Origin of the sequence: Rhodospira trueperi, assembly GCF_900101965.1 — a bacterium.
GTDB lineage: Bacteria > Pseudomonadota > Alphaproteobacteria > Rhodospirillales > Rhodospirillaceae > Rhodospira > Rhodospira trueperi.
In genome coordinates, this window is sequence record NZ_FNAP01000001.1 from 548,879 (window position 1) to 575,166 (window position 26,288).

The following is a 26,288-nucleotide window of genomic DNA, read 5'->3' on the forward strand; positions in this document are numbered from 1 at the left end:
GCCCGGACCGCCGTCCAGCGGCGGTTCGGTTGCCGGGGGCTGGACCCCAGACACCGTCCCGGTTTGCCGGGACCGTATGATTCGGATCGTCGCGCCGTCGCCCCGCCATGATCGGATCGGGGCCTGAATTAGGAGGGAATGCGGCCCGAAAGGCCGTGTTCGACCGCGCCACGATGGACTCCTTTCTCGACTCCCGCCTCGCCGCCTCCTTCCTCACCGGCGCCAACGCCACCTATATCGCCGAGCTTTACGAACGCTACTTGGAGGCGCCGGACAGCGTTGATCCGGGCTGGCGCGGCTTCTTCGACGAGTTGCGCGACGGCGCCGACGACATCCGCGCCGAACTGCGTGGCCCGTCGTGGAACCGCAACGGCCGGGCGGTGATCGGCACACCCGATCCAGAGGCGCCGCCAGCACCCGCGAAGGGCAAGGGCAAGGACGCTCCTGCGACCGGCGGCCTGACCGACGAACAGGCGCGCGCCCACATCCTCGATTCCATCCGCGCGCTGATGATGATCCGCGCCTACCGGGTGCGCGGGCATCTGGAAGCGAACATGGACCCGCTCGGGCTGACCGAGCCGGAACCGCACCCGGAGCTGGACTACCGTAGCTATGGGTTCACGGATGCCGACCTCGACCGCGAGATCTTCATCGACAATGTGCTGGGGCTGGAAACCGCGACGCTGCGCAAGATCGTCGAGGTGGTGCGCGAAACGTACTGCGGGCACATCGGCGTCGAGTTCATGCACATCCAGTACCCGGACCAGAAGGCCTGGATCCAACGCCGGGTGGAAAGCGAACTGAACCGCACCGCCTTCACCGACATCGGCCGCCGCGCCATCATGGAACGCATCATCGAGGCCGAGGTCTTTGAGCAGTTCCTGCACCGCAAGTACGTCGGCACCAAGCGCTTCGGGCTGGAAGGCGCCGAGAGCATTGTTCCCGCCATCGAGCAGATCCTGAAGCGCGGCAGCCAACTCGACCTCGAGCATGTGGTCATCGGCATGGCCCACCGGGGCCGGCTCAACATTCTGTCCAATGTCATGCACAAGCCGCTGGAAGCGATCTTCAGCGAGTTCCAGGGCAATTCCGCCAACCCGGAAAGCGTTCAGGGATCGGGCGACGTCAAGTACCACCTGGGCACATCGGCCGACCGCCAGTTCGACGGCCGCACCATTCACGTCACCCTCAACGCCAACCCGTCGCACCTGGAGGCCGTCAACCCCGTGGTTCTCGGCAAGGTGCGGGCCAAGCAGACCCAGATCGGCGACCACCGGCGCGACCGCGTGCTCGGGGTGCTGCTGCATGGCGACGCGGCCATGGCCGGCCAGGGCATCGTCGCCGAGGGCTTCGCGCTGGCGCACCTGATCGGATACCGCACGGGCGGAACCATCCACATCGTGATCAACAACCAGATCGGCTTCACCACCAACCCCAAGTACAGCCGCTCCGGCCAGTACTGCACCGACATCGCCAAGACCATCCAGGCGCCGATCCTGCACGTGAACGGCGACGATCCGGAGGCCGTGGTCCACGCCGCCCGCGTGGCCATCGAATTCCGCCAGCAGTTCAACACCGACGTGGTGCTGGACGTGGTCTGCTATCGCCGTCACGGCCACAATGAAACCGATGAGCCGGCCTTTACGCAGCCGCGCATGTACCGCCGCATCGCCGATCACCCGACGACCCGCGCCCTGTATGCCGATCGGGTCGTCGAGGCCGGGTTGCTGTCCAAGAAAGACATCGACGACATGACCGCCGCCTATGTCAATCGGCTGGAAGCGGCGTTCAAGGCTGGCGAGTCCTACCGCCCGAACCGCGCAGACTGGCTGCACGGCATCTGGGAGGGGCTGGAGGCCGCCCTGGGCGAAGAGGAATTCCGCCAGTACTCCACGGCCGCCAAGCCTACCGTACTGGGCGAGGTCCTGACGGCCCTCTCAACACCGCCGCCAGACTTCGACCTCAACGCCAAGATCGCCCGGCAGCTCAAGGCCAAGGCGAAAATGCTGGAAACCGGCGAGGGCCTCGATTGGGCCACGGCGGAGGCACTGGCCTTCGGCACCCTGCTGCTGGAGGGGCACCCGGTGCGCCTGTCGGGCCAGGACAGCGGGCGGGGCACATTTTCCCAGCGGCATGCGGTGCTGATCGATCAGACCACCGAGCAGCGGTACCGGCCGCTGAACCACATCCGCGAGGGACAGGCGACATTCGAGGTGCTCGACAGCCCCCTGTCGGAGTACGCCGTGCTCGGCTTCGAATACGGCTATTCCTCTCAGGATCCCATGGCGCTTGTGCTCTGGGAGGCGCAGTTCGGCGACTTCGCCAACGGCGCCCAGGTCATCATCGACCAGTTCATTTGTGCCGCCGAATACAAGTGGCTGCGCATGTCGGGGCTGGTGATGCTGTTGCCCCATGGTTACGAGGGCCAGGGGCCGGAGCACTCCTCGGCCCGGCTGGAGCGGTATCTCCAGTTGTGCGCCGAGGACAACATGCAGGTCTGCAACTTGACCACGCCGGCCAACTACTTCCACGCCCTGCGCCGGCAACTTCGACGCAACTTCCGCAAACCGCTGGTCGTGATGTCGCCCAAGTCTCTGCTGCGTCACAAACGGTGCGTCAGCACGCTGGCCGAATTAAGTGACCACGGGCGGTTCTATCGCGTGCTGCCGGACACCGACGCCTTGGTCGGCGACGAGGAGGTCCGCCGCATCGTGCTGTGCAGCGGCAAGGTGTATTATGATCTGCTCCAGGCGCGCGAGGACGAGGGCCTCAAGGACGTGGCCCTTGTCCGGGTCGAACAGCTCTACCCGTGGCCGAAGGACAGCGTGCAGGCGCAGTTGACACGCTATCCCAACGCCGAGGTCATCTGGTGCCAGGAGGAGCCTGCCAACATGGGGGCCTGGATGTTCGTGGACCGCCGCCTGCGCTTCGCGCTGGAGGAGGCGCACCACAAGGCTCGCCAGGCCCATTTCGTCGGCCGCAAGGCATCGGCCTCCACCGCTGCCGGCGTCGCCAGCGTGCACAAACACGAACAGGAAACCCTGGTGGAACAGGCCCTGACATGGCCGCTGGATGCCCTGCCGCAGCCGTTCCGGCGTGCCACCGGTCTCGCCGCCGTGAGATGAGCCGATCTCCGGGGGGCCGCCCCGGGCCTTGACCGGAGTCGCATTGCGATCCCCACCCCCGGTTGGATATCCCTCGCCCATCGCTTCGGGACCATCCCGCCCACCGAACGCCAAGAAGGATGAAAGGATCACCGATGGCCACCGACATCACCGTGCCCGCCCTGGGTGAATCCGTCAGCGAGGCCACCGTCGCCCGCTGGCTGAAATCGGCGGGCGACGCGGTCGCCGCCGATGAACCGCTTGTCGAACTGGAAACCGACAAGGTCACCGTCGAGGTCAACGCCCCGGCCGCAGGGGCGCTGGCCGAGATTGTCGCCGACGAAGGCGCCGAGGTCGCCGTCGGCGCCCTTCTGGGTCGTATCGATGAAGGCGCGTCGGGGACGGAGTCCAAGCCGGCCGCCAAGCCCGAGGAGACGCCTGAGGAGAAGAAGGAACCAGCGGCAAAGCCCGAGCCCGCGGCGAAACCGGACGCGCCGGCCGAGGACAAGCCCGAGGCCAAACCCCAGCCGGCCGCCGCCGAGGGCAAGGCCGCCAACCTCGATCATCCGCTGTCGCCCGCCGTGCGAAAGCTGGTGGAGGAACGCAGCCTCGACCCGGCGAAGATTCCCGCCACCGGCAAGGACGGTCGCCTGACCAAGGAGGACGTCCTGACCTTCCTGGAGCAGGCCAAACCGACGTCCCAGGGACCCGCCGCGCCGGCCTCGCCCGCCGCCGCCAAGGCGCGCGCCGACGATCCGCGCGAGGAACGGGTTCCCATGAGCCGCCTGCGCCGGCGCGTCGCCGAACGCCTGAAGGAGGCTCAGAATACCGCCGCCATGCTGACCACCTTCAACGAGGTGGACATGACGGCTATTCTGGATGTCCGCGCCCAGCACAAGGACGCGTTCGAGAAAAAGCATGGCGTGCGCCTGGGCTTCATGTCGTTCTTCATCAAGGCCGCCGTGGTGGCCCTGCGCGAGTTCCCCGCAGTCAACGCCGAGATCGACGGCACCGACATCGTCTACAAGAACTACTATGACATCGGCGTCGCCGTGGGCGGCCCCAACGGGCTGGTGGTCCCGGTGGTGCGCGACTGCGACGCCAAGAGCTTCGCGCAAATCGAGGCCGACATCACCGCCTTCGGCAAGAAGGCGCGCGACGGCAGCCTGAAGATGGAGGAGATGACCGGGGGCACCTTCACCATCTCCAACGGCGGCGTGTATGGCTCGCTGATGTCCACGCCCATCCTCAACCCGCCGCAGTCGGCCATCCTGGGCATGCACAAGACGCAGCAGCGGCCCATGGTCATGCCCGACGGCTCCATCCAGGCGCGACCGATGATGTACCTAGCGCTCAGCTACGATCACCGCATCATCGACGGCAAGGAGGCCGTCAGCAGTCTGGTGCGGATGAAGGAATGCCTGGAGGATCCGCAACGCATCCTTCTGGACATGTAACGCAAAACGGCCCCGGGGCGGGGCGTCCGACCGGCGGACGCCCCGTTTGCTTTTCACCATCCGCCACGGGGGACAGACGGAAACGGGCGGATGACATTGGCCGCCGCAGGCCCGCAACAGGGACGGCGGCCCAAGGGGAAGACGAAAAAGGGAAGGACCAATCCGATGAGCGACAACCCGTATGATCTGGTGGTGATCGGTGGCGGCCCGGGGGGGTACGTGTGCGCCATCCGCGCCGCGCAACTGGGCATGAAGGTAGCCTGCGTGGACATGCGCAAGTCCCTGGGCGGCACCTGCCTGAACGTGGGCTGCATCCCGTCCAAGGCGCTGCTGCACTCCACGCACCTGTTCGCCCAGGCCAAGCACGAGGCCGCCGATCACGGCATCAAGATCAGCGGCGCCGTGCGTCCCGACCTGCCCGCCATGATGGCCCGCAAGGACGCGGTGGTGAAGGCCAACACCGAGGGGATCGCCTATCTGTTCAAGAAGCACCGCATCGACTGGATCAGCGGCATGGGCCGCATCGATCACCCGGGCGAGGTCGGCGTCGCGCTGCACGACGGCGGCGACATGACCCTGATCACCGATTCCATCGTGCTGGCCACCGGCTCGGAGACGGCGCCGCTGCCGGACGTGAGCGTTGACGGACGCATGATCGTCGATTCCACGGGGGCCCTTTCGCTGTCCAAGGTGCCCAAGCACCTGACCGTCATCGGCGCGGGTGTCATCGGGCTGGAACTGGGCTCGGTGTGGAGCCGCCTGGGCGCCAAGGTCACGGTGGTCGAATACCTGGACCACATCCTGCCGCACATGGACGGCGAGGTGCGCAGGCAGACCCAGCGCATCCTCAAGAAGCAGGGCCTGGAGTTCCGCCTGTCCAGCAAGGTTACGGCGGCCAAGAAGACCACCAAGGGCGTCACCCTGACGGTCGAGCCCGCCGGCGGGGGCGAGTCGGAAAACGTGGTGTCGGACGCCGTGCTGGTGGCCATCGGTCGCGTCCCGCACAGCCTGGGCCTGGGCCTGGACAAGAACGGCATCGAGCGCACCGAGCGCGGCTTCATCAAAGTCAACGAGCGCTACGAGACCACCGCCAAGGGCATCTATGCCATCGGCGACGTGATCGGCGGCATGATGCTGGCCCACAAGGCCGAGGAAGAAGGCGTCGCGGTCGCCGAAATTCTGGCCGGACAGGCAGGCCACGTGAACTACGACGCCATCCCGTCCGTGGTCTATACGTGGCCGGAGATCGCCGCCGTCGGCAAGACGGAGGAACAGCTCAAGGCCGCCGGCACCGACTACAAAGTCGGCAGCTTCCCGTTCACCGCCAACGGCCGCGCCCGCGCCCAGAACGACACCGACGGCTTCGTCAAGATCCTGGCCGACGCGCGCACCGACCGGGTGCTGGGCTGCCACATCATCGGCCCGTCGGCCGGCGACCTGATCCAGGAAGTCGTCGTCGGCATGGAGTTCGGGGCGTCCGCCGAGGACCTCTTCCGCTCCAGCCATGCCCACCCGCAGTTGGGCGAGTCCATCAAGGAAGCGGCGCTCGCCGTGCACGGCCGGCCGCTGCATATGTAGGAAGGAGCGGAGAAGACTCCTGCGGGCTGCCGTTTGGAACCGGTCAGAGCCCGAACACGGATCAGGCGGCGACCTTCACCCCCATGCCGATGTTGGTCGCCGTTTCAAATTCCAGATACGACGAAAAGGACGCACGATCGGCGAACGGCAGGATCTGCGTGGCCCAGTAGCCGGCGATCCCATTGGTCCGGTCGATCCAGTAGAACAGGTTGGCCAACCCTGCCCAGCCCAGGGAACCCGGCGGACGACCGGTCGGGGCCTCTTCCTCGTTGACCATGAAGGTATAGGCCCACGATTTCTTCTGACCCGGGAAGAACTCGGCGTCGTTGGACAGGCTCGGAATCACGCCCGGCAGCATCACGACCTTCTGGTGCGGTTCCAGCCCATTGCGGGCGGCCCAGGCGACCGTTTCCGGAGCCAGGATCCGGCCGTGAGGGCCTTCGCCGTCGTTGAGCCACATGCGCATGAACGCCATGTACGCTTCGACCGAGGCATAAAGGCCATGGCCGGCCATTTCCACTTCCGGCGTGTCGGGCAGCGCGAAGTTCGGTTGCGGCGTGAGCTGTCCGTCGGAACCGCGCGCGTGCATGGTCGCGGTCCGTGCTTTCATGGCGGCGTCGCGGGTGAAGGCGATGTCGCTCATGCCCAGCGGTTCGAACACCCGCTTCCGGAGAACCGAACCAAGACTCTCACCACGCAGCCGTTCGACAACCTGACCGGCCCAGTCGATGTTGGTGCCGTATTCCCATCGCGTGCCTGGATCAAACAGAAGCGGTGTCATCAGGGCGGCCTTGGTGCCTGTGATCACGCTTGGCTGGCCGTGTTCCGTGGCCAGCCGCGCATACGACTCGTTGAAAAAGTCGTAACCGAATCCGGCCGTGTGCAGCATGAGCATGCGGGTGGTGATGTCCGTGCGCGGCGCACGCAAGATGGGCGCGCCTGTCGCATCGAAGCCCTCAAGCACCTGCAAGGCGGCGATTTCCGGGACGTACGTCCGCGCCGGCGCATCGAGGTCGAGAAGGCCCTCCTCGACGCACTGCAACACCGCCGTCCCGGCGATGGCCTTGGTGGTCGAAAACAGGGCGAACACGGTGTCTGGAGTCATTGGCACGGCGTCGGCGAGCGACCGCACACCGCTCGCCCCTTTGTATATCGTCTCCGTGCGGTCCGTCACCATGGCGACGACGCCCGGAACGCTCTCGTGGCCTGGACCGCTGGTTGCGCGGGTGAGAATGGCATCAAGCGCGGAGGTCAGATCGGTCATCGGGCTTGGTCTCCCTCTTTCGTGGATGTCCGGCTGTGTTCGTGGGCATTTTCGCGCCCTGCTCATCGTTTTTCCGATTGACGCCGCCCCGTCGTCGACAGAATCCGTTCGGTCGGGTGGCCGCTCGAGGTCCCTCCGGCCCTTCGGGCCATTCGACTTCTCCCACAGGAGAGGGCCCAAAGGAGCGGGAAGGCGCGGAATACGAAGGAGGCTGTTTTCCGCATCACCCCCTTCCCAGCCCTATCCAGGGGAGGGAATTCGATCGCTCTCTGCCGACCGGCCCCAATGCCCCGGCACCGGGGGCAACGGATTATTCGGAAACCGTATCGCCCGCCCAGCATGTTTCACGCGACCGTCCCGGCCGGGCGGAAGATCGTCTCCCGCCCGGCGCCAGCGCCCTACTCCAGGCTGATCCCCTCCGGTTGGCCGTCCCCGTCCGGGGTGACGTCGATGATGGCGGCACGGCCGATGACCTCGGTGCCGACGTCGCAATCGCTCATGCACACCGTTTCGGGCTGGGCGTCCGGGCGGTCGTCCGGAATGAAGCCGTCGCGGTTGGGCATCTCGATCTCGCCGATGTTTTCGTTGCTCAGCACGAACGCGTCGTCGTCGAGGACGAAGTTGATGTAGAGCAGGAACGCCGTCAGGGCGTAGACCTGATCGTTGGTCAGCGTCTGCGCCTGCCCGAACGGCATGGCGCGGTGGATGTAGTCAAACAGCGTCGAGGCGTAGGGCCAGTAGCTGCCGGGGGTTTTCACCGGATTGTGGCTGGCCAGCGTGTCCTCGCCCCCGAACAGCACGGGATAGCGGTCCATGCCTTCGCCGAACTCGCCGTGGCAGGAGGCGCACTGCGTCAGGTAGATATCCTCGCCCTCGATCGGCGTGCCCTGTCCGACCGGCGCGCCGGTTCCATCCGGCATGACGTCGATGTCCCAGCCGGCGATTTCCTCGGCCGTGGCGGCGCGGCCCAGGTCGTACTGCTTGCCCGGTTCGAGATCGTCGGCGATGGCGGCGGTCGAGATGCCCAGGCCCAGCGCAAGGGCACCGGCCGCCACGCCCCGGGTGAGGGTTTTAGCCAAGACGGACATTTTCCACCTCCCCGGTCTTGTTCACCAGCCACGTCTGGATCGAGTTGTTGTGATAGATGGAGTTGACGCCGCGCACCTCCTGCAGCGCCTGCATGGTCGGCTGCACATAGCCGGTCTCGTCGACCGCGCGGCTTTGCAGCAGCACCTCCTCGCCGTTCCACTCGAACTCGGCGTTGAAGCAGGTCAGACACTTCGGCAGCACGGGGTCGGGCAGACGGGCCTGCATCCAGTTGCGCCCGCCGTCGGTGCTGACGTGGACCTCCTTGATGCGACCGCGACCGGACCACGCCAGCCCCTTGATCTGGTTCACGCCCTTGTGCAGCACCGGCTTTTCCGGACAGGGACCGGTGATGACCGACTTGGCGTCCATCTCCCAGGTGAAGAAGCGTGCCTTGCCGTTCGCCAGCAGGTCGGTGTACTTCGACGTTTCCTCGCGGGTGTGCCAGGGCTGATCGCCGACCTCGATGCGGCGGATCCACTTGACCCACATGTTGCCTTCCCAGCCCGGCAACACGAGGCGTAGCGGATAGCCGTTCTCGGGCCGCAGCATCTCGCCGTTCATGGCGAAGGCCAGCATGGCGTCGTCCAGCGCCTTTTCCAGCGGCACCGAGCGGTGCATGCCGGAGGAATCTCCCCCCTCTGCCAACAGCCACGTGCCGTTCGGCTTGACGCCGACCTGATCGAGGATCACCCGCAGCGGCACGCCGGTGTACTGCACGCAATGGATCATGCCGTGGGTGAACTGCACGCCGTTGAGCTGGGCGCCGCGCCACTCCATACCGGTATTGGCGGCACATTCCAGAAAGTAGAACCGGCTTTCCACCGGGAAGCGGAAGATGTCCTCCATGGAGAAGATCTTCGGCGTGTCCACAAGGCCGTTGATCATCAAGCGGTAATCGACCGGATTGACCTCCGTCGTGCCGCCGTGATGACGCTCGAAGCACACGCCGTTGGGCGTGACGAACCCGTGCAGGTCCTGAATCGGGGTGAAGTTCACCGACGATTCGGTGGTGGCCGTCAGCCACTCCACATTGCGCCGGACGACGTGGGCTTCGTGCGGGGACGGCAGGCCGTAGGGCCGCGCCGCGACGCCGTCGCCCAGGTATTGGGTCCACCAGGGCACGTTGGGCGGCAGGTGCGCGGGATCCGCCTCCGCCGCGGCCGCCGCCGGGCCGCTCTTGCCGAGCACCGCGCCGGCCGCCGCCGCACCGGCCACGCCGGCCCCCGTCCTCAGAAAAGCCCGCCGACCGGGCGATGACGGCCGCGCAACGCCGGCCTTGCGGGCGCCGTTCGTCGGCGCTCCGTTGGTCCGATCCATCCGTGTCCTCCCCAGAATGTTATTATCTGTCCCCGCGCCACGCCCGACGCGAAATATTAGATGATCCTAACCAAACCCGAATGCGTTTCAAGGCGGAAATGATGTTTGGTTTCGACGGCGTCATCGTCATGGGACCATAGCGACGGGGGCTCCCACGCGGGCGGTGATATGCTAAGGCTCGACGGGACCCGGGACATCAACACCGGGCGACAGCCACCAGGGAGGACACCCGATCATGCCCCGCCTGCTTGTCTCCGTGCCCCGTCTTCTGGCCTTGCTGGTCCCGCTGTGCGCGTTCGCCGTCACGCCGGCCGGGGCGGGCGAAACCGAACTGGCCGATCCGCCGCCCGGGTTCGACAATCCGCGCCGAATCGTCCTGCAACTGACGACAAACGACGAAAGCGCGGCCAACAGCGTGCTGTGGAACGCCATCAACCTTCAGAAGTTCTACGGCATTGACAATGTACAGTTGGCGATCGTCGCCTACGGACGCGGCATGGAGATGCTGTACAAGGACAGCCCGTTGGCGGAGCGCATCGCCAGCCAGCTCAAATACGACATCGAATACATCGGTTGCGGCAACACCATGGAAACCACGGGTCATTCGCCGGAGGATCTGGTCCCCGGTGTCGACTGGGTGCAGGCCGGCCTTGCCGAGATCGTGGAGCGCCAACTCAAGGGCTGGATCGCCCTGGCTCCGTGACGGGCGGAGACCGCGCCGTCCGCCCTACCCCTCCAGACGCACGATGACGTCCACGCTCTTGATCCGGGTTCCCTCGGGCGCGTCCGGCACCCGCGCAACCTCGATCTGGGTGCCGGGAATGTCGCTCAGGTGGCCATTGGCCTCATGGAAGAAGTGATGGTGGGTGCTGGTGTTGGTGTCGAAGTACGACCGCCCGGCCTCCACCACGATTTCCCGCAGCAGCCCGACATTCGTGAACTGGTGCAGGGTGTTGTAGACAGTGGCCAGCGAGACCCGCACCCCGGCGGCCATGACCTCCGAATGCAGCATCTCAGCCGTGACGTGCCGGTCGCCATTGTCGAACAGCAGGCGGGCCAGCGCCAGACGCTGCCGGGTGGGGCGCAGACCAGCTTCGCGCAGTCGATCCATCGCGGCGGGAATCTGTCTCATGGCCTCGGTCCACTCCTTACCTCATCCGGTTCGTTCGCGACCCCGGATCCGGGCGGCCCATCATGGCAGCGCCAGCCCTGATGATGATCTCAATCGCCGGTCGTGATCCGCTCCACCAATTCCCGCACCGTCGGAATCCGCCCATTGGCGAAAAAGGGATCGGTCGCGAACCTGGAGGCATTGTGACCGGCAAACATTAAATTATTCTCGATATCACCATCATGGGCGATGGACTGCAAGGTTTTCTGTATGCAAAAGGAGCGCGGATCGGCCCGGCGGCCGGTGGAACCGCTTTCGGACTGCGACCAATTCGAGAACGCGCACGCCGACAGACACCCCATGCACTCAACCTGATCGTTCAGAATCTTCCGCGCCTTCTCGGGCGTCACATAGATCAGTGTGTCGTCGGGCGTGCGCAGGGCCTCCGTATGGCCCGCCGCCATCCAGGACCGCACCTTCTCCAGCGCGCTCTCTGGAACGAAGACCTGCCGGCCGCGCTGCCCCACGGCCAGGGCCGCGTTGTGCGTTTCGTCGGGTTCGCGTGCATACGGCACCTGCCGCTCGCTGCGTTCCTCCAGTTCCCGCAGGAAAACATTGCGCACGGCCGACGAATAGAATCCGGTCGGACTGAACCGGTGCAACAGGACGTCGCCCTTGGCCAGCCGCAGCAGGCGTTGCTTCCAGGCATCCGGGATCGGACTTTCCTGGGTCAGCAGCGGCCGCGTGCCGAACTGAAAGGCAATGGGACCAAGCTCGGGATTGTCGATCCAGTCAGACCACTCGCGCAGGTACCAGACCCCGCCAGCCATGACGATCGGAACCTCGGGCGAGCCGGCTTCGCGCATACTCTTGCGCAACGCGGCAACACGCGGATAGGGGTCTTGGGGCGCGCGGGGGTCCTCGGTGTTGGACAACCCGTTGTGTCCGCCGGCGAGCCAGGGGTCCTCGTACACCACGCCGCCCAGCCAGTCGGCGTACTTGCGGTAGGAGCGTTTCCACAGGGCGCTGAAGGCCCGCGCCGAGGAGACGATCGGGTAGTAGTGGACCCGGAACCGCGCGGCGATCTCGGCCAAGCGATAGGGCATGCCGGCGCCGCAGGTGATGCCGTGGATCAGGCCCCGGGCGCCGTCCAGCACACCCTGCAGCACGCGTTCCGCGCCGCCCATCTCCCACATCACGTTCATGTGCACGCGGCCGTGTCCGCCGGCGGTGTCATGAGCGATGCGCGCCTGGGCGATGCCCCCGCGAATGCCGTAAGCCACGAGTTCCTCGTGCCGCTCCACGCGGGTCTTGCCGCGATAAATCTGGCGGATAACATTGCCGTTCTCGTCGTAGCTGTCGGCGTTGACCCCCGAAAATGTCCCGACGCCACCGGCTGCCGCCCAGGCCCCGGCACTGAGACCGTTGGAGACCGCTACACCCTTGCCGCCTTCCACAAGCGGCAGCACCTCCTGCCCGGAAATCAGGAACGGATTGAGAGGCTTCACATTGATTCCTTTCGCCTTCTCGGATGCGAACCGACGGACAGTCACCCACCGAGGGCGCCCACCGACCTGGATACGTTGCCCTGGGGCTGGCATCGCCCCTTGACGCTCCGGGGCAGGCCGACCCGACCTCAGGAGCCAGCCAGGGACAGCAAGGCCTCCGGGCGATCCGTGATGATGGAGTCCACGCCCCAATCCCACAGGTTCACGGCGCGCCCCGGATCGTTGACCGTATAAACCATGACCCGATAGCCCGCGTCCAGCACCTCCGCCACGCCGCGCGCGTTCAGAAGCTCGGCATCACAGTGGATCGACCACGCCGCAACCTGCGCGGCACGGTCCCTCCAGTCATCGGCCAGCGCGCCCACCACCAGGCCGCGCGGCCACTGCGGAGCCACGTCGCGCGCCACCGCGAGCGCCGAATCGCTGAAACTGGAAATCAGGAGCGGCGGCGCCTCCGGAGGCCACAGCTCGCGGGCCACCGACAGACTGATCTCCGCCGTCTCCCGCTCGTGGCCCGGGTGCGGTTTCAGTTCGATGTTGGCGCCCATGCCCATGTCCGAGAGCAGATCAAGCACCTCCTCCAGCGTCGGCACCAGTTCTCCGGCGAACGCAGGATCGAACCATTGGCCCGCGTCCAGATCACCCAACGCCGACAGGGGCGTTTCGGCCAGCGGGCCGCCGCCGTCCGTGGTCCGATCCAGATGGTCGTCGTGGAACACCACCGGGCGGCCATCGGTGGTCAGGCGCACATCGAACTCGACCCAGCGAGCGCCCAGCTCGTGGGCAAGCCGGAACGCGGATAGCGTGTTTTCAGGCGCCGAGCCGGAGGCGCCCCGATGGGCAATCACCCGCGCCGGAGCCGAGAACCCCGGCGGCAGCGTCGTGACGGTCATGGCGAGCGGCTCCCCTTAGAACAAAGGGCCCCCAAGGACCACGCCCGGTCCTCATGGGTCAAGCCCGCTCCGGTTCCCCCAGGTCAGGCCAACGCCTCCTCTACGAAATCCAGGCGGTCCTGCCCCCAGAACGGCTCTTCACCAACAACATAGGTCGGCACGCCGAAGGCGCCGGCGGCCAGTGCGGCGTCGGTGTTGGCCTGACGCTCGGTCTCCCAGTGATCAGCGCGCCCCTCGGCCTCCGCCAGCGCCGCGCCCGCCTCGAACCCGTCCGCCGTCAGGACATCGGCCACGACCTCGTGGGCGGAGAGATCCCGGTTGTCCACCCACAGCGCTCCGCCCAGGGCCGTCGCCAGCCGCAACGCGTCACCGCCGCCGGCCTTCACCACAAGCACGCAAGCCGCCGCGAGACGCTCGTCACACGGAAAGGCATCAGGGTACGGAAGCACCGGAATGTCGAGCCGCCGCCCCCACCGCTTGATCTCCCACAGCCGGTAGTCCTGCCGCGCCTTCGGCCGCTGGCTAAGCGGCTGGCTGCCGCTTTCCCTGAACAGCCGCATGACGTCCACGGGTCGGACATCCACCGTGGCACCTCGGCGTCGGGCGATGGCGGCCAATCTGTCCCCGCCGAGGTAGCTCCACGGTGAATTGAGGGAAAAGTAATAGGTGACCGTCCTAGACATACGACCTCCGTGCCCGACGAGGGGCCCCAACAATCAGATTGAATTGACTCTAACGCACATGCGCGCCCCGTGACAGAACATCCTGTTGCGGGGTCGTTGCCGATCGGGACGGGCCCGGCTATATCCCAGCGCCATGATGCTGACCGTCGCGCCGTCCCCGTTTATCCTGGCTCTGATCGCCGCCGTGCTGTCCATCGGCGCGGTGCGGCTGGTGGAGGCGTGGCTGCGCGCCCGCGCCGTGCTGGACCACCCCAACGCGCGCTCCAGCCATGCCGTCCCGACGCCCCGGGGCGCTGGGCTGGCGGTGATGGCCGTGGCTCTGCCGCTGCTTGCCTGGGACGCGGTCTCCCTTCCGTTGGAAAACGGTGGCGGGACGCCCTGGGTGCTGATCGTCGGGGCCCTGGGCCTGGCCGCTCTGTCGTGGCTGGACGACCTGCGAAATCTGTCCGCCCGTGTGCGCCTGGTGGCGCACTTCGCCGCCTGCCTCCTGACCCTGCTGGTTCTGCCACTGCCCGGCCCTGTGTTCCAGGGCTGGCTGCCGCCATCGCTCGATCTGCTGGCGGCGGCGGTGTGCTGGGTCTGGTTCGTCAACCTATTCAACTTCATGGACGGCATCGACGGCATATCCGGCGTTCAGACGGTGGCCCTGGGAGCCGCCCTGGCTCTGCTGCACGGCGTGGCCAACGTGCCGATACCCGTGGGAGCGCCGTGGATCCTGGCCGGAGCGATGGCCGGGTTCCTGGTCTGGAACTGGCACCCCGCGCGCATCTTCCTGGGCGATGTGGGCAGTGTGCCGCTCGGATTCCTGTTGGGCGGGCTTCTGGTCATGCTCGCCAGCCTGGGCCATCTGGCGGCAGCCCTGATCGCGCCGGCCTATTATCTCGCGGATGCCACCCTGACGCTGGCCAACCGCATCATCCGGCGCCGTCCCTTCATGCAGGCGCACCGGGAGCACGCATACCAGAGAGCTGTCCAGGCCGGCGTCTCGCACGCCCGCGTGAGCGGGGCGATCGCCCTGCTGAACGCCGCGCTGGCCGGACTGGCGCTGTGGGCCGCCGTCGCGTCGCCCTGGGCGCCCCTCATCCTGGCGGCGGTGCTGACGGGCGGCCTGCTGTGGGTCTTCCAACACCGGGCGCGATGGTTGGCGCCTAAGAGATGAGTCCGCGGATCTTCTCTTGCCGTCGCCGGCCAAGGTTCCCAAGGTAGGGTCGAGCCAGCGGGCAGCACCGCCACGGCCCGCCCGCCGAAATCACCAGTGAGAGGACCGACCCATGACCGACAGTCCCCGATTCGCCGTTCTACTGTCCGGCTGCGGCGTCTTCGACGGCGCCGAGGTGACCGAAAGCGTACTCACCCTGCTGGCCATCGACCGGCGCGGCGCCAGCTACCAGTGCTTCGCGCCCGACGTGCCGCAGATGCACGTCATCGACCACCGCACCGGCCAGCCCACCGGCGAGACCCGCAATGTCCTGACCGAGGCGGCCCGCATCCCGCGCGGCGCCATCAAGGACATCGCCGAATTCAACCCGGCGGACTTCGACGCCCTGATCCTGCCCGGGGGATTCGGCGCCGCCAAGAACCTGTGTACCTTCGCCGTTGATGGCCCGGATTGCACCGTGCTGCCCGCCGTCGAGACCGCCCTGAAAGCCGCCCACGGCGCCGGCCTGCCCATCGGCGCGCTGTGCATCGCGCCGGCGGTGATCGCCCGCGTGTTCGGCGGCGTCACCCTGACCATCGGCTCCGACGCCGGCACCGCCGAGGCGCTCACCAAGATGAGAGCCAACCACCAGGCCACCACCCACGGCGAAGTGGTGGTGGACCCCGCGCTCAAGATCGTCACCTCGCCCTGCTACATGCTCGACGCCACGGTGAGCCAGATCGCCGAAGGCACCGACAACGCGGTCGAGTCGCTGATGGAGTTCATCCGGCAGGGGTAGGGGCCAACATCGGCCGAGGAAGATGGAACCGTCCGGTTCGGGCGCGCAACTGCCCCGACTTTGCCACAGGGGCCACCCGGCTTCCGCCACAGAGGTGGGGTATCCCGATCGGACGGTCATCACCATCGGAGGACCCGGCCATGCCCGCCCGTATCCGTTCCATGCGCTCCGTCGGGGCGTCGATTGCCGTGGCGGCGGTCAGTCTCGTGCTCTTCACCGGCTGCCAGACGTACCATCCCCCGGCGCATCAACCCGTGCGGCCGCGATACGCGCCGCCTCCGACGGTGGTGGTGCCGAAGCCACCGCCGCCCCGGTATCGGGTCCATCGGCCGACTCGGGGGCATGCCTATCCGCCCGCCTGGGGCCAACCTCATAGGCCCGCCTGGGGCCAACCTCATCGGCCCGCCTGGGGCTATTATGATCGCCGCGGGCAGTGGCATCGCTGGTAGGACCGCCGGTCGTCACATCATTCCACGCACCGTCTCCACCGCCTCGGCCAATCCGACCCGCTCGATGGACACGCCGTCCGGAAAGGCGCCGCCCAACCGCGACGGCATCATGGGGTCGAGCAGCACGAACGCGCCCCGGTCGTCGGCGCGGCGCACCAGCCGGCCGAAGGCCTGCTTCAGGCGCAGGCGTGTCATCATGTCGTCGTAGGCGCGCCCGCCGAAATGCGCGCGGCGCGCCTTGTGCAGGATGTCGGGACGCGGCCAGGGCACGCGGTCGAACACGATCAGCCGCAACGAGCGCCCCGGCACGTCCACGCCGTCGCGCATGGCATCGGTGCCAAGCAGGCAGGCGTTCTCCTCCGCCCGGAACATGTCCACCAAGGTGGCCGGGTCGATGCCGTCCACGTGCTGGGCGTACAGGGGCAGGTCGGCGGCGTCCATGTCGGCGGCGATGTGCCGATGCACGGCGCGTAACCGCCCGATGGCCGTGAACAGGCCCAGCGCGCCGCCGCCCGCCGCGATGAAAAGCTCCCGATAGGCCGCCGCGACGCGATGCAGTGTATCCTTGCGCACGTCGGTCACCACCAGCACGCGAGTCTGGGCAGGATAGTCGAACGGCGACGGCACGGCGGCCCGGATGCCGTGCGGCAGATGCGCTGCGCCGGTACGACGTTCCGCCGCCCGCCAGTCGGCCTCCGCGTCACCGGAGCCGTCGCGCAGAGTCGCCGACGTCACCAGCAGACCATGCGCCCGGCTGGCCACCGCCTCCGCGAACGGCACCGTCGGATCGATCCAGTGGCGATGCAGGCCGACGTCCATGTCGCGGCCGTAGGCGCGCTCAATCCCCAGCCAGTCCACGAACTCCGGCGGAGTCTCGGACCCGACCGTGCGGCACATGGCCCGCCATGCCCGCACCGGCCGCAACACTCGGCGGTCGAGGCTGCGCACCAGGCCCTCGATGCGCTGGCGGGTGGTGGGGTCGAGGGTCGACGCCTCGTCATCGAGTCGCGCTTCTAGCGCCTTCATCAGGTTGGAGACCGGGAGGTCCAGCCCGTGCAGGGCCACATCCAGGGCCGCCGCCGCCTCGGCCAACTCGGGCACCGGCGGGGTCACCTCCGTTTCCAGGGAATAGGGGCCGTCCTGCCCGCGCGCCCGGGCCAGCACCTGCTCGCGCACTAGCGATAGGAACCGTTCGGTGGGCCCCTTTCCCCCGCCCTCGCCCAGCCGCGCATGCCAGCCAGGACCGGGCAGCACGCGGGCGCCCTGGAGGACCTCGACCAGAGCCTCGGCGGCGCGGTTGCTCTCGCCGATCAGCTCCTCGGCGCGGGCCTTCAGGCCGCGCGCGCGGGTGCGTGAACCATCCTCCGCCCCCAGCAGCCAGCGGCGCAATTCGGCGGTCTCGGCGCCGCTCAGGTGAGCGGAAAAGGCGCTGTCGGCGGCGTCGAACAGGTGGTGGCCCTCGTCGAACACGTAGCGGGTCGGCAGCACCCCGTCCTCCAGCCCACCCAGCGCCGCCTGCACCAGCACAAGGGCATGATTGGCGACCACCAACCGCGCTCGGCGCGCGCGGCGCACGGCCTTCTCGATCATGCAGCGGTTGAAGTGCGGGCAGGCCGAGAAGATGCACTCACCACGCCGGTCGGCAAGGCCAACGCTCCAGCCGCGCCCCAGGATGTCCACCAGCCAGCCGGGAAAATCGCCGCCGATCAGGTCGCCGTCCCGCGTCGCCAGCGCCCAGCGTGCCATCAGGCCGAGCGGAATGGCAGCCGCCGGCTGGGTGGGCAGGCGGGAGACCGCCTCCTCCAGGTTCAGCAGGCACAGGTAGTTCTCCCGTCCCTTGCGAATGACGACACGGCGGTTCTTTTCCGCCGGGTCCGGGTAGAGGCGGCCGAGTTCGCCGTCGAGCTGGCGTTGCAGGTTGCGGGTGAAGGTGGAAATCCACACCGTGCCCTCGTTCCGGTCGGCCCATACGCTGGCCGGCGCGATGTAGCCCAGCGTCTTGCCGACGCCCGTGCCGGCCTCGGCGAGCACCATGTGCGGCGCGGCCCGCTTTTCCCGGGGGGCAAAGGCGGCGGTGGCGGCGCTGGCGTAGTCGGCTTGTTGCGGGCGATCCTCGGCGGCGGGGCCGAGCAGGTCGGCCAACCGGGCGCGGGCCTCGCCGCCCTCCACCGGATGATTGCCGGCGGGGACGTCGGGGGCGTGCTCGCTGATCTCCGTTAGGCGTTCCCAGACGCGGAAGGCGCGGACCATGCTCGCGGCGTGCGGTGCGTCCCCCTGGGCGCCCAGCGCGGCGAGCACCGGGCCGCCCCACATCCAGCCGCCCCGGGCCATCGCGAAGGCCAGAGATCGGGCGTCAGATCGTTCCCGCCCCGGCAGGGCGGTCACTTCGTGCAACAGAGCGGCAGCGACGCGGGGCAACACCAGCGCTTGCGAGACGAGGTCTTCCGGCCGCTCCAGGCCGAGCGCCTCCGCCAGTCCCGCCGCCGTGGGCAACACGAAGCGCGCCGGGCGTGCAAAGGCGAACAACTCCAGCACATCGTGCGCGCGCAACGACTCCCGCCCCAGCCGCGCCGCCGTCCCCGGGGCATGGCAGACCAGCGGCCGCAGGTCGGCCGCGCGACGGCCGAGGACGGCCGGCTCGCCCTCCTCCACCTCGCCGTCCGGATGCACCAGCACGGCGCGGCGCGGACTCGCCACAAGGGCGGGCACGGGCGGTACCGAGACGGACGAGGACGGCGGCAAGGTCTGGTCGGTGGTCATCGTCGGCGAGTATAAAGGAGGCCACGGGCCGGGGTCACGCGGCAGGAACGGGCGCCGTGATGGTTCGCGTCGATGCGATCGAAAGGACAGACAATGGGGGTATGGGATGCGGTGACGCGGTTCGTGTTCCGGGATTTACCCTGGCCGAAGACCCGCCTTTCCGCCGATCAGGCGGTCGAGATCGCCTGGGCCAAGGCGCGCGATCCCGATCTCGCGGCGTTCCGAGGGTTCAGCGGCATGATGGCGGAGCCACGGCGGGAGAACGGTCGTGTGGTGTGGTCCGTCAGCACCGCGACGAAAGGGAGCGGTTACGCCGTCATGATTGACGACGCCACCGGCACTGTGATCTCGGAAGGCGGCTGGGGAGTCCGGTGACTCCGCCTCTCATCACCCCGGCAGCGCCGGCAGGCCAGTACCGTGGCCCTCGAACAGCCAGGGCAGCGCGCTGCGCCCGAACAGGAAGATGTGCGAGACGGTCATGATGATGGACAGCGACAGGCCCAGGAAGATGACGACGATGTCCTTGCCGACGGGCTGCTTGGGCAGAGGATCGTCCTGCACCCGGGCGAACTGACCCAGCAGGTTGAACCCGGAGTACAGCGCGAAACTGCCGAACAGCAGGCCGGAGGCGGCGTAGGGGCTGGCCATCAGATGCGCGACGGCCCACAGCAACACGCCGAGGGTCATCGGATGCCACGTCCAACGCGCGATGTTGCAGGGGATGTAGGCGGCGAGAACGAGAATGAACGCCACCGGCACGGCCACCATCGGCACGTACACGCCCCACTCCGGCATGGCGTACCCGGGCATGCGCGGGGCAACGGAAAAGCCGTAGATGATCAGGGCAAGGCCGATCAGCGAGCTCACCGAGAAGCCGGTCTTGTACGCCTTCTCGCCGAAGCGGCCGACGAGGCGCTCGCGCAGGACCGGATTGGTCGGCACGACGTGGGTCAGAAAGAACACAAGGATACCAACGGCCAGGATCGTCATGGTGCGTGTCCCGTGATGAGCGGTGTGCGAGGATGGTCAGGCGGGCCGGAGTGTAGGGCGAACCGCCGCCGCCGCTCAATGCCGAACAGGGCCGGAGCAGCGCGGCTGTTGCAACCCTCACCGCCTCCGGTAAGCTCACGGGATCGTTGCCCTCTGGCGGAGCCGCCCCCCATGTTCAGACACATTCTCGTCTCGGTCGATCTGGACGCCCCCTTCGACTGGGAGAAGACCTACCCAACGGCCATCGAGCTGGCCCGCCAGTGGAACGCCCGCCTGGATGTCATGACCGTGGTGCCCGACTTCGGCATGAGCATCGTCGGCCAGTTCTTCCCGGCCGGGTACGAGAAGAAAATGGCCACCATGGTGCTGGACCGCCTGCGCGAAAAGGCCGAAGCCGGCTTGCCGGAGGGCATGTCGGTCAATCACCTTGTCGGCGAGGGCAACGTGTACGAGGCGGTGCTGTCGATGGCCGCCCAGCGCGAGATCGATCTGATCGTCATCGGCGCCCACCGGCCGGAGCTGCGGGACTACCTTCTCGGCCCCAACGCGGCGCGCGTGGTGCGGCACGCCCGCTGCTCCGTCCTGGTGGTCCGTCACGAGTGATCCCGGCCTCAGGCCGCGCGCCCGCCGAAGGTGAAGCCGGCGTCGTCCACCGCCTGTTCGATCACGGCGGCCTCAGCGGCGCCTGAAACAGTGACGGTCCCCGCCTCAAGATCGACGGTCACCGCCGTGACGGACGGCGCCGCTTCGCGGATGGCCAGTTCAACGGAGCGCGCGCAGCCGCCGCAGGTCATGCCGGCGACGTGATAGCGGGAGTCGGTCATGGTGTGCCCCTTCATGCGAGCAGGATAGCCGGAACCTTAAGGATGGGAATCCCCCTCCGCATGGTTCAAGGCCCGCGCGGCCCGGTCCACCGCCTGAGCGCGCGCGGTCTGGCGCTCGGCCGCCGCCGCCCGTGTCGCCGCCTCGTCCTCGGGGCCGGCGGTCTCGGGCCGGCCGGCGTTGAACGGCGGGGCCGGCGCATATTCCATGGCCAGTTCAATCCGCCGGGACACCGTCGACCCATACAGTTCGCCCATCAGCGTCAGAGCCATGTCGATCCCGGCGGTCACCCCACCGCCGGTCATCACATTCCCGTCCCGGACCACCCGGGCCGAATCGGGGATGGCGCCAAACGCCGCGAGCAGATCGCGCGACATCCAGTGACAGGCCGCCCGCCGCCCCACCAACAGTCCGGCCGCGCCCAGCACCAGGGAGCCTGTGCAGACGGAGGTGACGAACCGGCAGCCCGCCGCCTGCCGCCGGACAAACTCAAGGGTTTCGGCGTCCTCCAAAAGGGGCGTGGTGCCCGCCCCGCCGGGCACGCAGATGACATCCAGCGGCGGACAATCCACGTGGGATACATCGGGCAGCAGGCGCAAACCGCCGCTGGCGCGAACGGGCTCAAGGCTCTTTCCGACGGTCAGCACACGACAGTCGGGGCCATGCGCGAACACCTCGTGTGGCCCGGTCATGTCCAACTGCATCACATCGGGAAAGACCAACAGCCCCACGGTCAGGGCCATGTCACACCCCCGGGCCCGACCGCCCGTTCGCGCCGTCCGTCACTGCGCGGGCACATGCCGCCACCACCGATCCTGGGACAGCGAATAGACGGGACGGTAGTGCCGGATCCGTTCGTGACGGATCAGCTGATTGCGGGCCTGATTATCAAGTATGTAGGTGGTGCCGTGCAGGGTGGCCGCAAGAATCATATGGCCCACCTGAAGGTTCAGGTCCTGCACATAAACGATCCGCAAGTCACTCGCGGGCCACCCCAACATCATGAGCGCCTCATACTTCGAGATCGCGAAGTCCTCACAATCGCCATTGCGGCTCAGAAACTGCCCCGGCGTGGCCCAGTAGTCCGGCACACCCCAGTTCGGTTGATCCTCGATATACCTCTGCCGGTCGAAGTACCGCGCCACCGATTTCAGTTGCGACAGCCGATCCTGACCGCGTGCGGTCTCGATGAAGGTTTCCAATTCTGGATAGGGGCAGGCATCATAGTCGCGGCCCCGGCATGGCGGTGGCATGACCTGTTGTTCGGTGCCGACGCGATCAACGACACCGTGCCATTTTCCGAAGGTCGCGAATGCCCCAGGCCGTTCGACCTCCTGACTGCCGAACAACCCTGCGGCGGCCTCATCAGCCCCAAATATCGTGCCAAAGGCTATGATCCCGGCCATCATGGCCGTGGAGATCAAGCCACGGACCCTTTGGCCCGGCCTTTGAAATCCGCGTTTGGCTGCCATCGCTCGACACCCTACCTTTCAGGCATTGCATCCCACTGACCCGATCACACATCTTCAACGTACATGGTATGGTGACGGGGCCAAAGCGGATTCGGATCGTCACACAACCGCAGACTCCTCAAGGATCGGACACGCAGGGATCGTGCTCTCATCATGACTACCGACACGTTGGACTACAGCCCCGCCCAGCTTCCCCCCGATGAGGCGGACCGTCTACGCGCCGTGCAGCGTCAGGGCCTGCTCGACACCGAGCCGGAGGCCGCTTTTGACCGTCTGGCTCGAATCACGGCCCAGGTCCTGAACCTTCCCATCGCCCTGATCACCCTGGTGGACGTCAACCGACAGTTCTTTGCGGCACGGTGCGGACTCGACGCTTCCGAAACGTCCCGGGATGTCGCCTTCTGTGCCCATGCCATCCTCAACGACGATATCCTGGAGGTCCCAGACACGCATCGGGACGCCCGATTTGCCCGCAATCCCCTGGTCATCGGCCCACCCCACATCCGTTTCTATGTCGGCAAGCCGCTGAGTGACGAAAACGGGTATCGCCTGGGGACCCTGTGTGCCATCGACACGGCCCAGCGCCCCCGCCTGACGCCGGGACAGCGCGCAATCCTCACGGATCTGGCGGAAACGGCCACGGACCTTCTGCGCAGCCGCCTGACGGCCCTGGAGGCAGAAGCCGAACACCAGCAAACCCTTCGCATGGCGAGCATGAAGGACGAGTACCTGGCGGCCATGGCGCACGAACTCCGCACACCGGTGAATGCCGTCGCCGGATTCGGCGAACTGCTAAGGGCCACAGGCGCGGAGAAGAACCTGTCCCTACGACAGCGCGACTACCTGAACACCCTGCTCGAGTCAGCCGACTATCTCGGCCTGCTGGCCCGGGAGACGCTGGAGTCGCAGGCTCCGCGCGACCCTTCGGACGGCCCCCAGATGACCCCCGTATCAGTGGGCCGCGCCCTGACCGCCACCCAGCGTCTGCTGACTCCTCTCGCGGCCAAGAACGGCCTGACATTCACCGTCGAAACGCCCGATGACCGTGTGTGCGTCTGGGGCGATCCGGTACGCCTGCGACAGGTCCTCATCAACCTCGCCTCCAACGCCATTAAGTATAACCGGGCCGGCGGCTCCGTTCGTCTGGTGGTCGAGGCGAACGACGACACCGTCGAGATCACCTGTGTCGACACCGGCAAGGGCATTCCCGAAGAGGACATGCCCAAGCTGTTCCGCGCCTATCACCGGGTAGAGGCCAATATCGACGGCATCGAGGGCACCGGTCTCGGCCTGCGCATCACCAAGCGTCTGGTCATGATGATGGGCGGTCACATCAGCGTGTTCAGCCGCGTGAATGAGGGCAGCACGTTCACCGTGACCTTGTCGCGCGCCCCGAACGGAAGCGGTCTCAAATGAGAAAAGGGGCAAGCCCGCGCGGCCAGCCCCTATTTTCGAAGTGCCACCCAGCGGACGATCCCGCTGTGCGCCTTCTGTACCCACGTCTCCGCAGATCAGGCGGATCGTTTCCGACCGCTTGACCCATCGCTCCCTAAACCTGGGCTCCACGCCCCGAAACCCCGGGCGCCCCTTTTTTATTCGCTCAGCACTGTACTGAACTCGGCCTGGAGAGTCACGCCGTATTTTATCCAAATCTTGCCCATTTACTGGGCAGGAAAACGAACTTCGCAACCGGTTGCCTATCATCTATGCGTCGACGCCTTCATCCCACGGCGCCGTTCACGTCTTGTGAGGATGTCTCTGGCACACTAGCGCGATTGTCCCTGTCAAGACGCGGAGGCTCGCAGTCCATGTCGTCACGCCCTGAGCGCTGCCCCGCCCCGGATCGGCGACTCGTCGCCCTGACATGTGCAGCCCTGGTCCTCCTCGCCTCGCCACCGATCCAGGCGGCGGGCGAGACCGCCACGGCGACGGCGTCCATTGATGCCCGCACCTGCCGCCGGCTGGTGCGTCACGTTCCCGACCCGGACGTCACCTATCGGCCCGGCGTGGACGTGCGCGGCAACCCCGTGGCCCCGGCCGACCTGCACGACTATTCAGCGTTCGAGGCCCTGGTGCCGGACACGGTCACCTTCCACGTCGTCCTGGACCCGTTCGAACACACCGGCCACGCCCCCAGGGGCATCGAAAGCCCCGGGATGGTGTTGGGAACCGTGAGCTACGACATCAACCGGGGTACGTTCGCCGTCAACGGCCGGCCCATCACCACCAGCGAGCAGGACGCTCTGGCGCGCGCCTGCCGGCTCGGCCTCTCGGGACGGGTGGCGCCTGGCGCGGTGGTCTATCCGCCGGGGTACGACGGACCGCCGTTGCCAGACCCCAAGCCCGTGCCCTAAAGTCCGCGCCATCCTGAATCCCCCATGCATTGAGGGCTCTCATGCGGCTGTCGCGCTACTTCCTGCCCACGCTCAAGGAAACCCCCGCCGAGGCGCAGATCGTCTCCCACCGCCTGATGCTGCGCGCCGCCATGGTCCGCCAGCACGCCGCCGGCATCTACACCTGGCTGCCGCTGGGATTCGCGGTCCTCAAGCGGATCGAGCAGATCGTGCGCGAGGAGCAAAACCGCGCCGGCGCCCAGGAAATGCTGATGCCGACCATCCAGTCGGCCGAGTTGTGGCGAGAAAGCGGCCGCTACGACGACTACGGCAAGGAGATGCTGCGCGTCACCGACCGGCACGCGCGCGACATGCTGTACGGGCCGACGGCGGAGGAGGTCATCACCGACGTCTTCCGGACCAGCATCCGAAGCTACAAGGACCTGCCCAAGGTCCTCTACCACATCCAGTGGAAGTTCCGCGACGAGGTGCGGCCGCGCTTCGGTGTCATGCGTGGGCGCGAGTTCCTGATGAAGGACGCCTATTCCTTCGATCTGGACACGGCGACGGCCCGCCATTCCTACAATCAGATGTTCGTCGCCTACCTGCGCACCTTCGCCCGCATGGGCCTGAAGGCCATTCCGCTGCGCGCCGAGACCGGCCCCATCGGCGGCGACCTGAGCCACGAGTTCATCGTGCTGGCCGACACCGGCGAGAGCGAGGTGCATTGCCACCGCGCCCTGCTGGAGAAGGCGATCCCCGAGGGCGTGGATTACGACGGCGACCTTCAGCCCCTCGTCGACGAATGGACCGGCCTGTACGCCGCCGCCGACGAGATGCACGACGTCACCAAGGCGGCCACCCTGGGTGACGATCTGGTCACCGCGCGCGGCATCGAGGTCGGGCACATCTTCCACTTCGGCACCAAGTACTCGGCGCCGATGGGCGCCACTGTCACCGGGCCCGATGGCGAGCCCGTAACCGTGGCCATGGGCAGCTACGGCGTCGGCGTCTCCCGGCTCGTGGGCGCCATCATCGAGGCCAGCCACGACGACCACGGCATCATCTGGCCGGAGTCCGTGGCGCCGTTCCATGTCGGCCTGATCAACCTGAAGGTCGGCGACGCGGCGACGGAGGCCGCCTGCGCGGCCCTGTACGAGAGCCTTGGTCCCGACCGGGTGCTCTACGACGACCGCGACGAACGCGCCGGCGCCAAGTTCGCCGACATGGACCTGATCGGCCTGCCCTGGCAGGTGATCGTTGGGCCAAAGGGCCTGGGCAAGGGCGTCGTCGAGTTGAAGAACCGCGCCACCGGCGCGCGCGAGGAAATCTCCGCCGAAAGCGCGCTGGCCAGACTGGCGGGCTGATTTTGGCCATGGTTGCCCCGGACCATCCAGGCTGACGCGCCGCCATCGCCGTCATTGCGAGCCCTCGTCGCAGAGGAGGGCGAAGCAATCCAGGGTAGACGGCCGTGTTCCTCGCCCTGAATTGCTTCGGCGCCTCGCGCCTCGCAATGACGAA

At 67.2% G+C, this 26,288-nt stretch carries 23 protein-coding genes; 11 read left to right on the plus strand and 12 right to left on the minus strand.

The features are described from left to right. The first annotated feature begins 173 nt into the window (after positions 1-173). The 3 genes from BLS85_RS02535 (at position 174) to lpdA (ending at position 6,139) form a co-directional block, all read left to right on the plus strand. Positions 174-3,125 carry a 2-oxoglutarate dehydrogenase E1 component gene (locus BLS85_RS02535; RefSeq protein WP_092782148.1) on the plus strand — a complete coding sequence of 984 codons (2,952 nt, stop codon included), beginning with the start codon at positions 174-176 and terminating at the stop codon, positions 3,123-3,125. Positions 3,126-3,259: 134 nt separating this feature from the next. Continuing rightward, a complete protein-coding gene (gene odhB, locus BLS85_RS02540) occupies positions 3,260-4,561 on the plus strand; it encodes a 2-oxoglutarate dehydrogenase complex dihydrolipoyllysine-residue succinyltransferase (protein WP_092781565.1) in 1,302 nt (433 codons plus the stop codon). A gap of 165 nt (positions 4,562-4,726) precedes the next feature. Further along, entirely contained in the window at positions 4,727-6,139 is a 1,413-nt protein-coding gene (gene lpdA, locus BLS85_RS02545) for a dihydrolipoyl dehydrogenase (protein WP_092781568.1), read from the plus strand. Positions 6,140-6,200: 61 nt separating this feature from the next. Here lpdA and acmB read toward each other — a convergent pair whose 3' ends face one another. From acmB to soxC, 3 genes are all read right to left on the minus strand, one after another. Further along, positions 6,201-7,403 (minus strand): methyl acetate hydrolase AcmB, encoded by a 1,203-nt coding sequence (acmB, locus tag BLS85_RS02550; protein WP_092781571.1) that lies wholly within the window; start codon positions 7,401-7,403, stop codon positions 6,201-6,203. Between the two features lie 398 nt (positions 7,404-7,801). Further along, positions 7,802-8,491: a c-type cytochrome gene (locus BLS85_RS02555; RefSeq protein ID WP_092781574.1), complete on the minus strand. Its 690-nt coding sequence runs from the start codon at positions 8,489-8,491 to the stop codon at positions 7,802-7,804. After that, positions 8,475-9,809 carry a sulfite dehydrogenase gene (gene soxC / locus BLS85_RS02560; protein WP_092781577.1) on the minus strand — a complete coding sequence of 445 codons (1,335 nt, stop codon included), beginning with the start codon at positions 9,807-9,809 and terminating at the stop codon, positions 8,475-8,477. Before soxC ends, BLS85_RS02555 begins: the two co-directional genes overlap by 17 nt. A gap of 235 nt (positions 9,810-10,044) precedes the next feature. On the opposite strand from soxC, the gene BLS85_RS02565 reads away from it, so the two are divergent. Next, positions 10,045-10,512: a DsrE family protein gene (locus tag BLS85_RS02565; protein ID WP_092781580.1), complete on the plus strand. Its 468-nt coding sequence runs from the start codon at positions 10,045-10,047 to the stop codon at positions 10,510-10,512. A gap of 24 nt (positions 10,513-10,536) precedes the next feature. Here the strand turns inward: BLS85_RS02565 and irrA are convergent, their stop codons facing one another. The 4 genes from irrA to BLS85_RS02585 form a co-directional block, all read right to left on the minus strand. Then, positions 10,537-10,941, minus strand: a complete 405-nt coding sequence (irrA, locus tag BLS85_RS02570) for an iron response transcriptional regulator IrrA (protein ID WP_092781583.1) — start codon at positions 10,939-10,941, stop codon at positions 10,537-10,539. Positions 10,942-11,030: 89 nt separating this feature from the next. Next, positions 11,031-12,428: an NAD(P)H-dependent flavin oxidoreductase gene (locus BLS85_RS02575; RefSeq protein WP_092781586.1), complete on the minus strand. Its 1,398-nt coding sequence runs from the start codon at positions 12,426-12,428 to the stop codon at positions 11,031-11,033. A gap of 128 nt (positions 12,429-12,556) precedes the next feature. Then, positions 12,557-13,321 (minus strand): glycerophosphodiester phosphodiesterase, encoded by a 765-nt coding sequence (ugpQ, locus tag BLS85_RS02580; protein WP_092781589.1) that lies wholly within the window; start codon positions 13,319-13,321, stop codon positions 12,557-12,559. Positions 13,322-13,404: 83 nt separating this feature from the next. Then, positions 13,405-14,004 carry a 2-hydroxychromene-2-carboxylate isomerase gene (locus BLS85_RS02585; protein WP_092781591.1) on the minus strand — a complete coding sequence of 200 codons (600 nt, stop codon included), beginning with the start codon at positions 14,002-14,004 and terminating at the stop codon, positions 13,405-13,407. 133 nt (positions 14,005-14,137) lie between these two features. Between BLS85_RS02585 and BLS85_RS02590 the strand changes: the two genes are divergently transcribed. Both BLS85_RS02590 and elbB read left to right on the plus strand, forming a co-directional pair. After that, a complete protein-coding gene (locus BLS85_RS02590) occupies positions 14,138-15,163 on the plus strand; it encodes an MraY family glycosyltransferase (protein WP_092781594.1) in 1,026 nt (341 codons plus the stop codon). A 112-nt stretch (positions 15,164-15,275) separates the two neighbouring features. Next, positions 15,276-15,941 (plus strand): isoprenoid biosynthesis glyoxalase ElbB, encoded by a 666-nt coding sequence (gene elbB, locus BLS85_RS02595; RefSeq protein ID WP_092781596.1) that lies wholly within the window; start codon positions 15,276-15,278, stop codon positions 15,939-15,941. A 461-nt stretch (positions 15,942-16,402) separates the two neighbouring features. Here the strand turns inward: elbB and BLS85_RS02600 are convergent, their stop codons facing one another. Then, positions 16,403-19,150 carry an ATP-dependent DNA helicase gene (locus BLS85_RS02600; RefSeq protein ID WP_092781599.1) on the minus strand — a complete coding sequence of 916 codons (2,748 nt, stop codon included), beginning with the start codon at positions 19,148-19,150 and terminating at the stop codon, positions 16,403-16,405. 93 nt (positions 19,151-19,243) lie between these two features. Here BLS85_RS02600 and BLS85_RS02605 point away from each other — a divergent pair, with 93 nt between their 5' ends. Then, positions 19,244-19,525 carry a PepSY domain-containing protein gene (locus BLS85_RS02605; RefSeq protein WP_092781602.1) on the plus strand — a complete coding sequence of 94 codons (282 nt, stop codon included), beginning with the start codon at positions 19,244-19,246 and terminating at the stop codon, positions 19,523-19,525. Positions 19,526-19,537: 12 nt separating this feature from the next. Here the strand turns inward: BLS85_RS02605 and BLS85_RS02610 are convergent, their stop codons facing one another. Then, positions 19,538-20,140 carry an NnrU family protein gene (locus BLS85_RS02610; protein WP_092781605.1) on the minus strand — a complete coding sequence of 201 codons (603 nt, stop codon included), beginning with the start codon at positions 20,138-20,140 and terminating at the stop codon, positions 19,538-19,540. A 171-nt stretch (positions 20,141-20,311) separates the two neighbouring features. Here BLS85_RS02610 and BLS85_RS02615 point away from each other — a divergent pair, with 171 nt between their 5' ends. Next, positions 20,312-20,743, plus strand: a complete 432-nt coding sequence (locus BLS85_RS02615) for a universal stress protein (protein WP_092781607.1) — start codon at positions 20,312-20,314, stop codon at positions 20,741-20,743. 8 nt (positions 20,744-20,751) lie between these two features. On the opposite strand, the gene BLS85_RS02620 is transcribed toward BLS85_RS02615, so the two are convergent. Genes BLS85_RS02620 through BLS85_RS02630 form a run of 3 tightly spaced genes read right to left on the minus strand, consistent with a single transcriptional unit; the run spans position 20,752 to position 22,371 of the window. Beyond that, positions 20,752-20,964 (minus strand): heavy-metal-associated domain-containing protein, encoded by a 213-nt coding sequence (locus BLS85_RS02620; RefSeq protein ID WP_092782151.1) that lies wholly within the window; start codon positions 20,962-20,964, stop codon positions 20,752-20,754. A gap of 36 nt (positions 20,965-21,000) precedes the next feature. After that, positions 21,001-21,705, minus strand: a complete 705-nt coding sequence (locus BLS85_RS02625) for a DJ-1/PfpI family protein (RefSeq protein ID WP_092781610.1) — start codon at positions 21,703-21,705, stop codon at positions 21,001-21,003. A 39-nt stretch (positions 21,706-21,744) separates the two neighbouring features. Further along, positions 21,745-22,371, minus strand: a complete 627-nt coding sequence (locus BLS85_RS02630; protein ID WP_176793285.1) for a transglutaminase-like cysteine peptidase — start codon at positions 22,369-22,371, stop codon at positions 21,745-21,747. Positions 22,372-22,587: 216 nt separating this feature from the next. Between BLS85_RS02630 and BLS85_RS02635 the strand changes: the two genes are divergently transcribed. The 3 genes from BLS85_RS02635 to proS all read left to right on the plus strand — a co-directional run bounded on the left by BLS85_RS02635 (position 22,588) and on the right by proS (position 26,134). Beyond that, positions 22,588-23,850, plus strand: coding sequence for a GAF domain-containing sensor histidine kinase (locus BLS85_RS02635; RefSeq protein ID WP_092781616.1), 1,263 nt, complete (start codon positions 22,588-22,590; stop codon positions 23,848-23,850). A gap of 392 nt (positions 23,851-24,242) precedes the next feature. Beyond that, positions 24,243-24,788, plus strand: a complete 546-nt coding sequence (locus BLS85_RS02640) for a hypothetical protein (protein WP_092781619.1) — start codon at positions 24,243-24,245, stop codon at positions 24,786-24,788. A gap of 41 nt (positions 24,789-24,829) precedes the next feature. Further along, positions 24,830-26,134 (plus strand): proline--tRNA ligase, encoded by a 1,305-nt coding sequence (gene proS, locus BLS85_RS02645; protein ID WP_092781622.1) that lies wholly within the window; start codon positions 24,830-24,832, stop codon positions 26,132-26,134. The last annotated feature ends 154 nt before the right edge of the window (positions 26,135-26,288 follow it).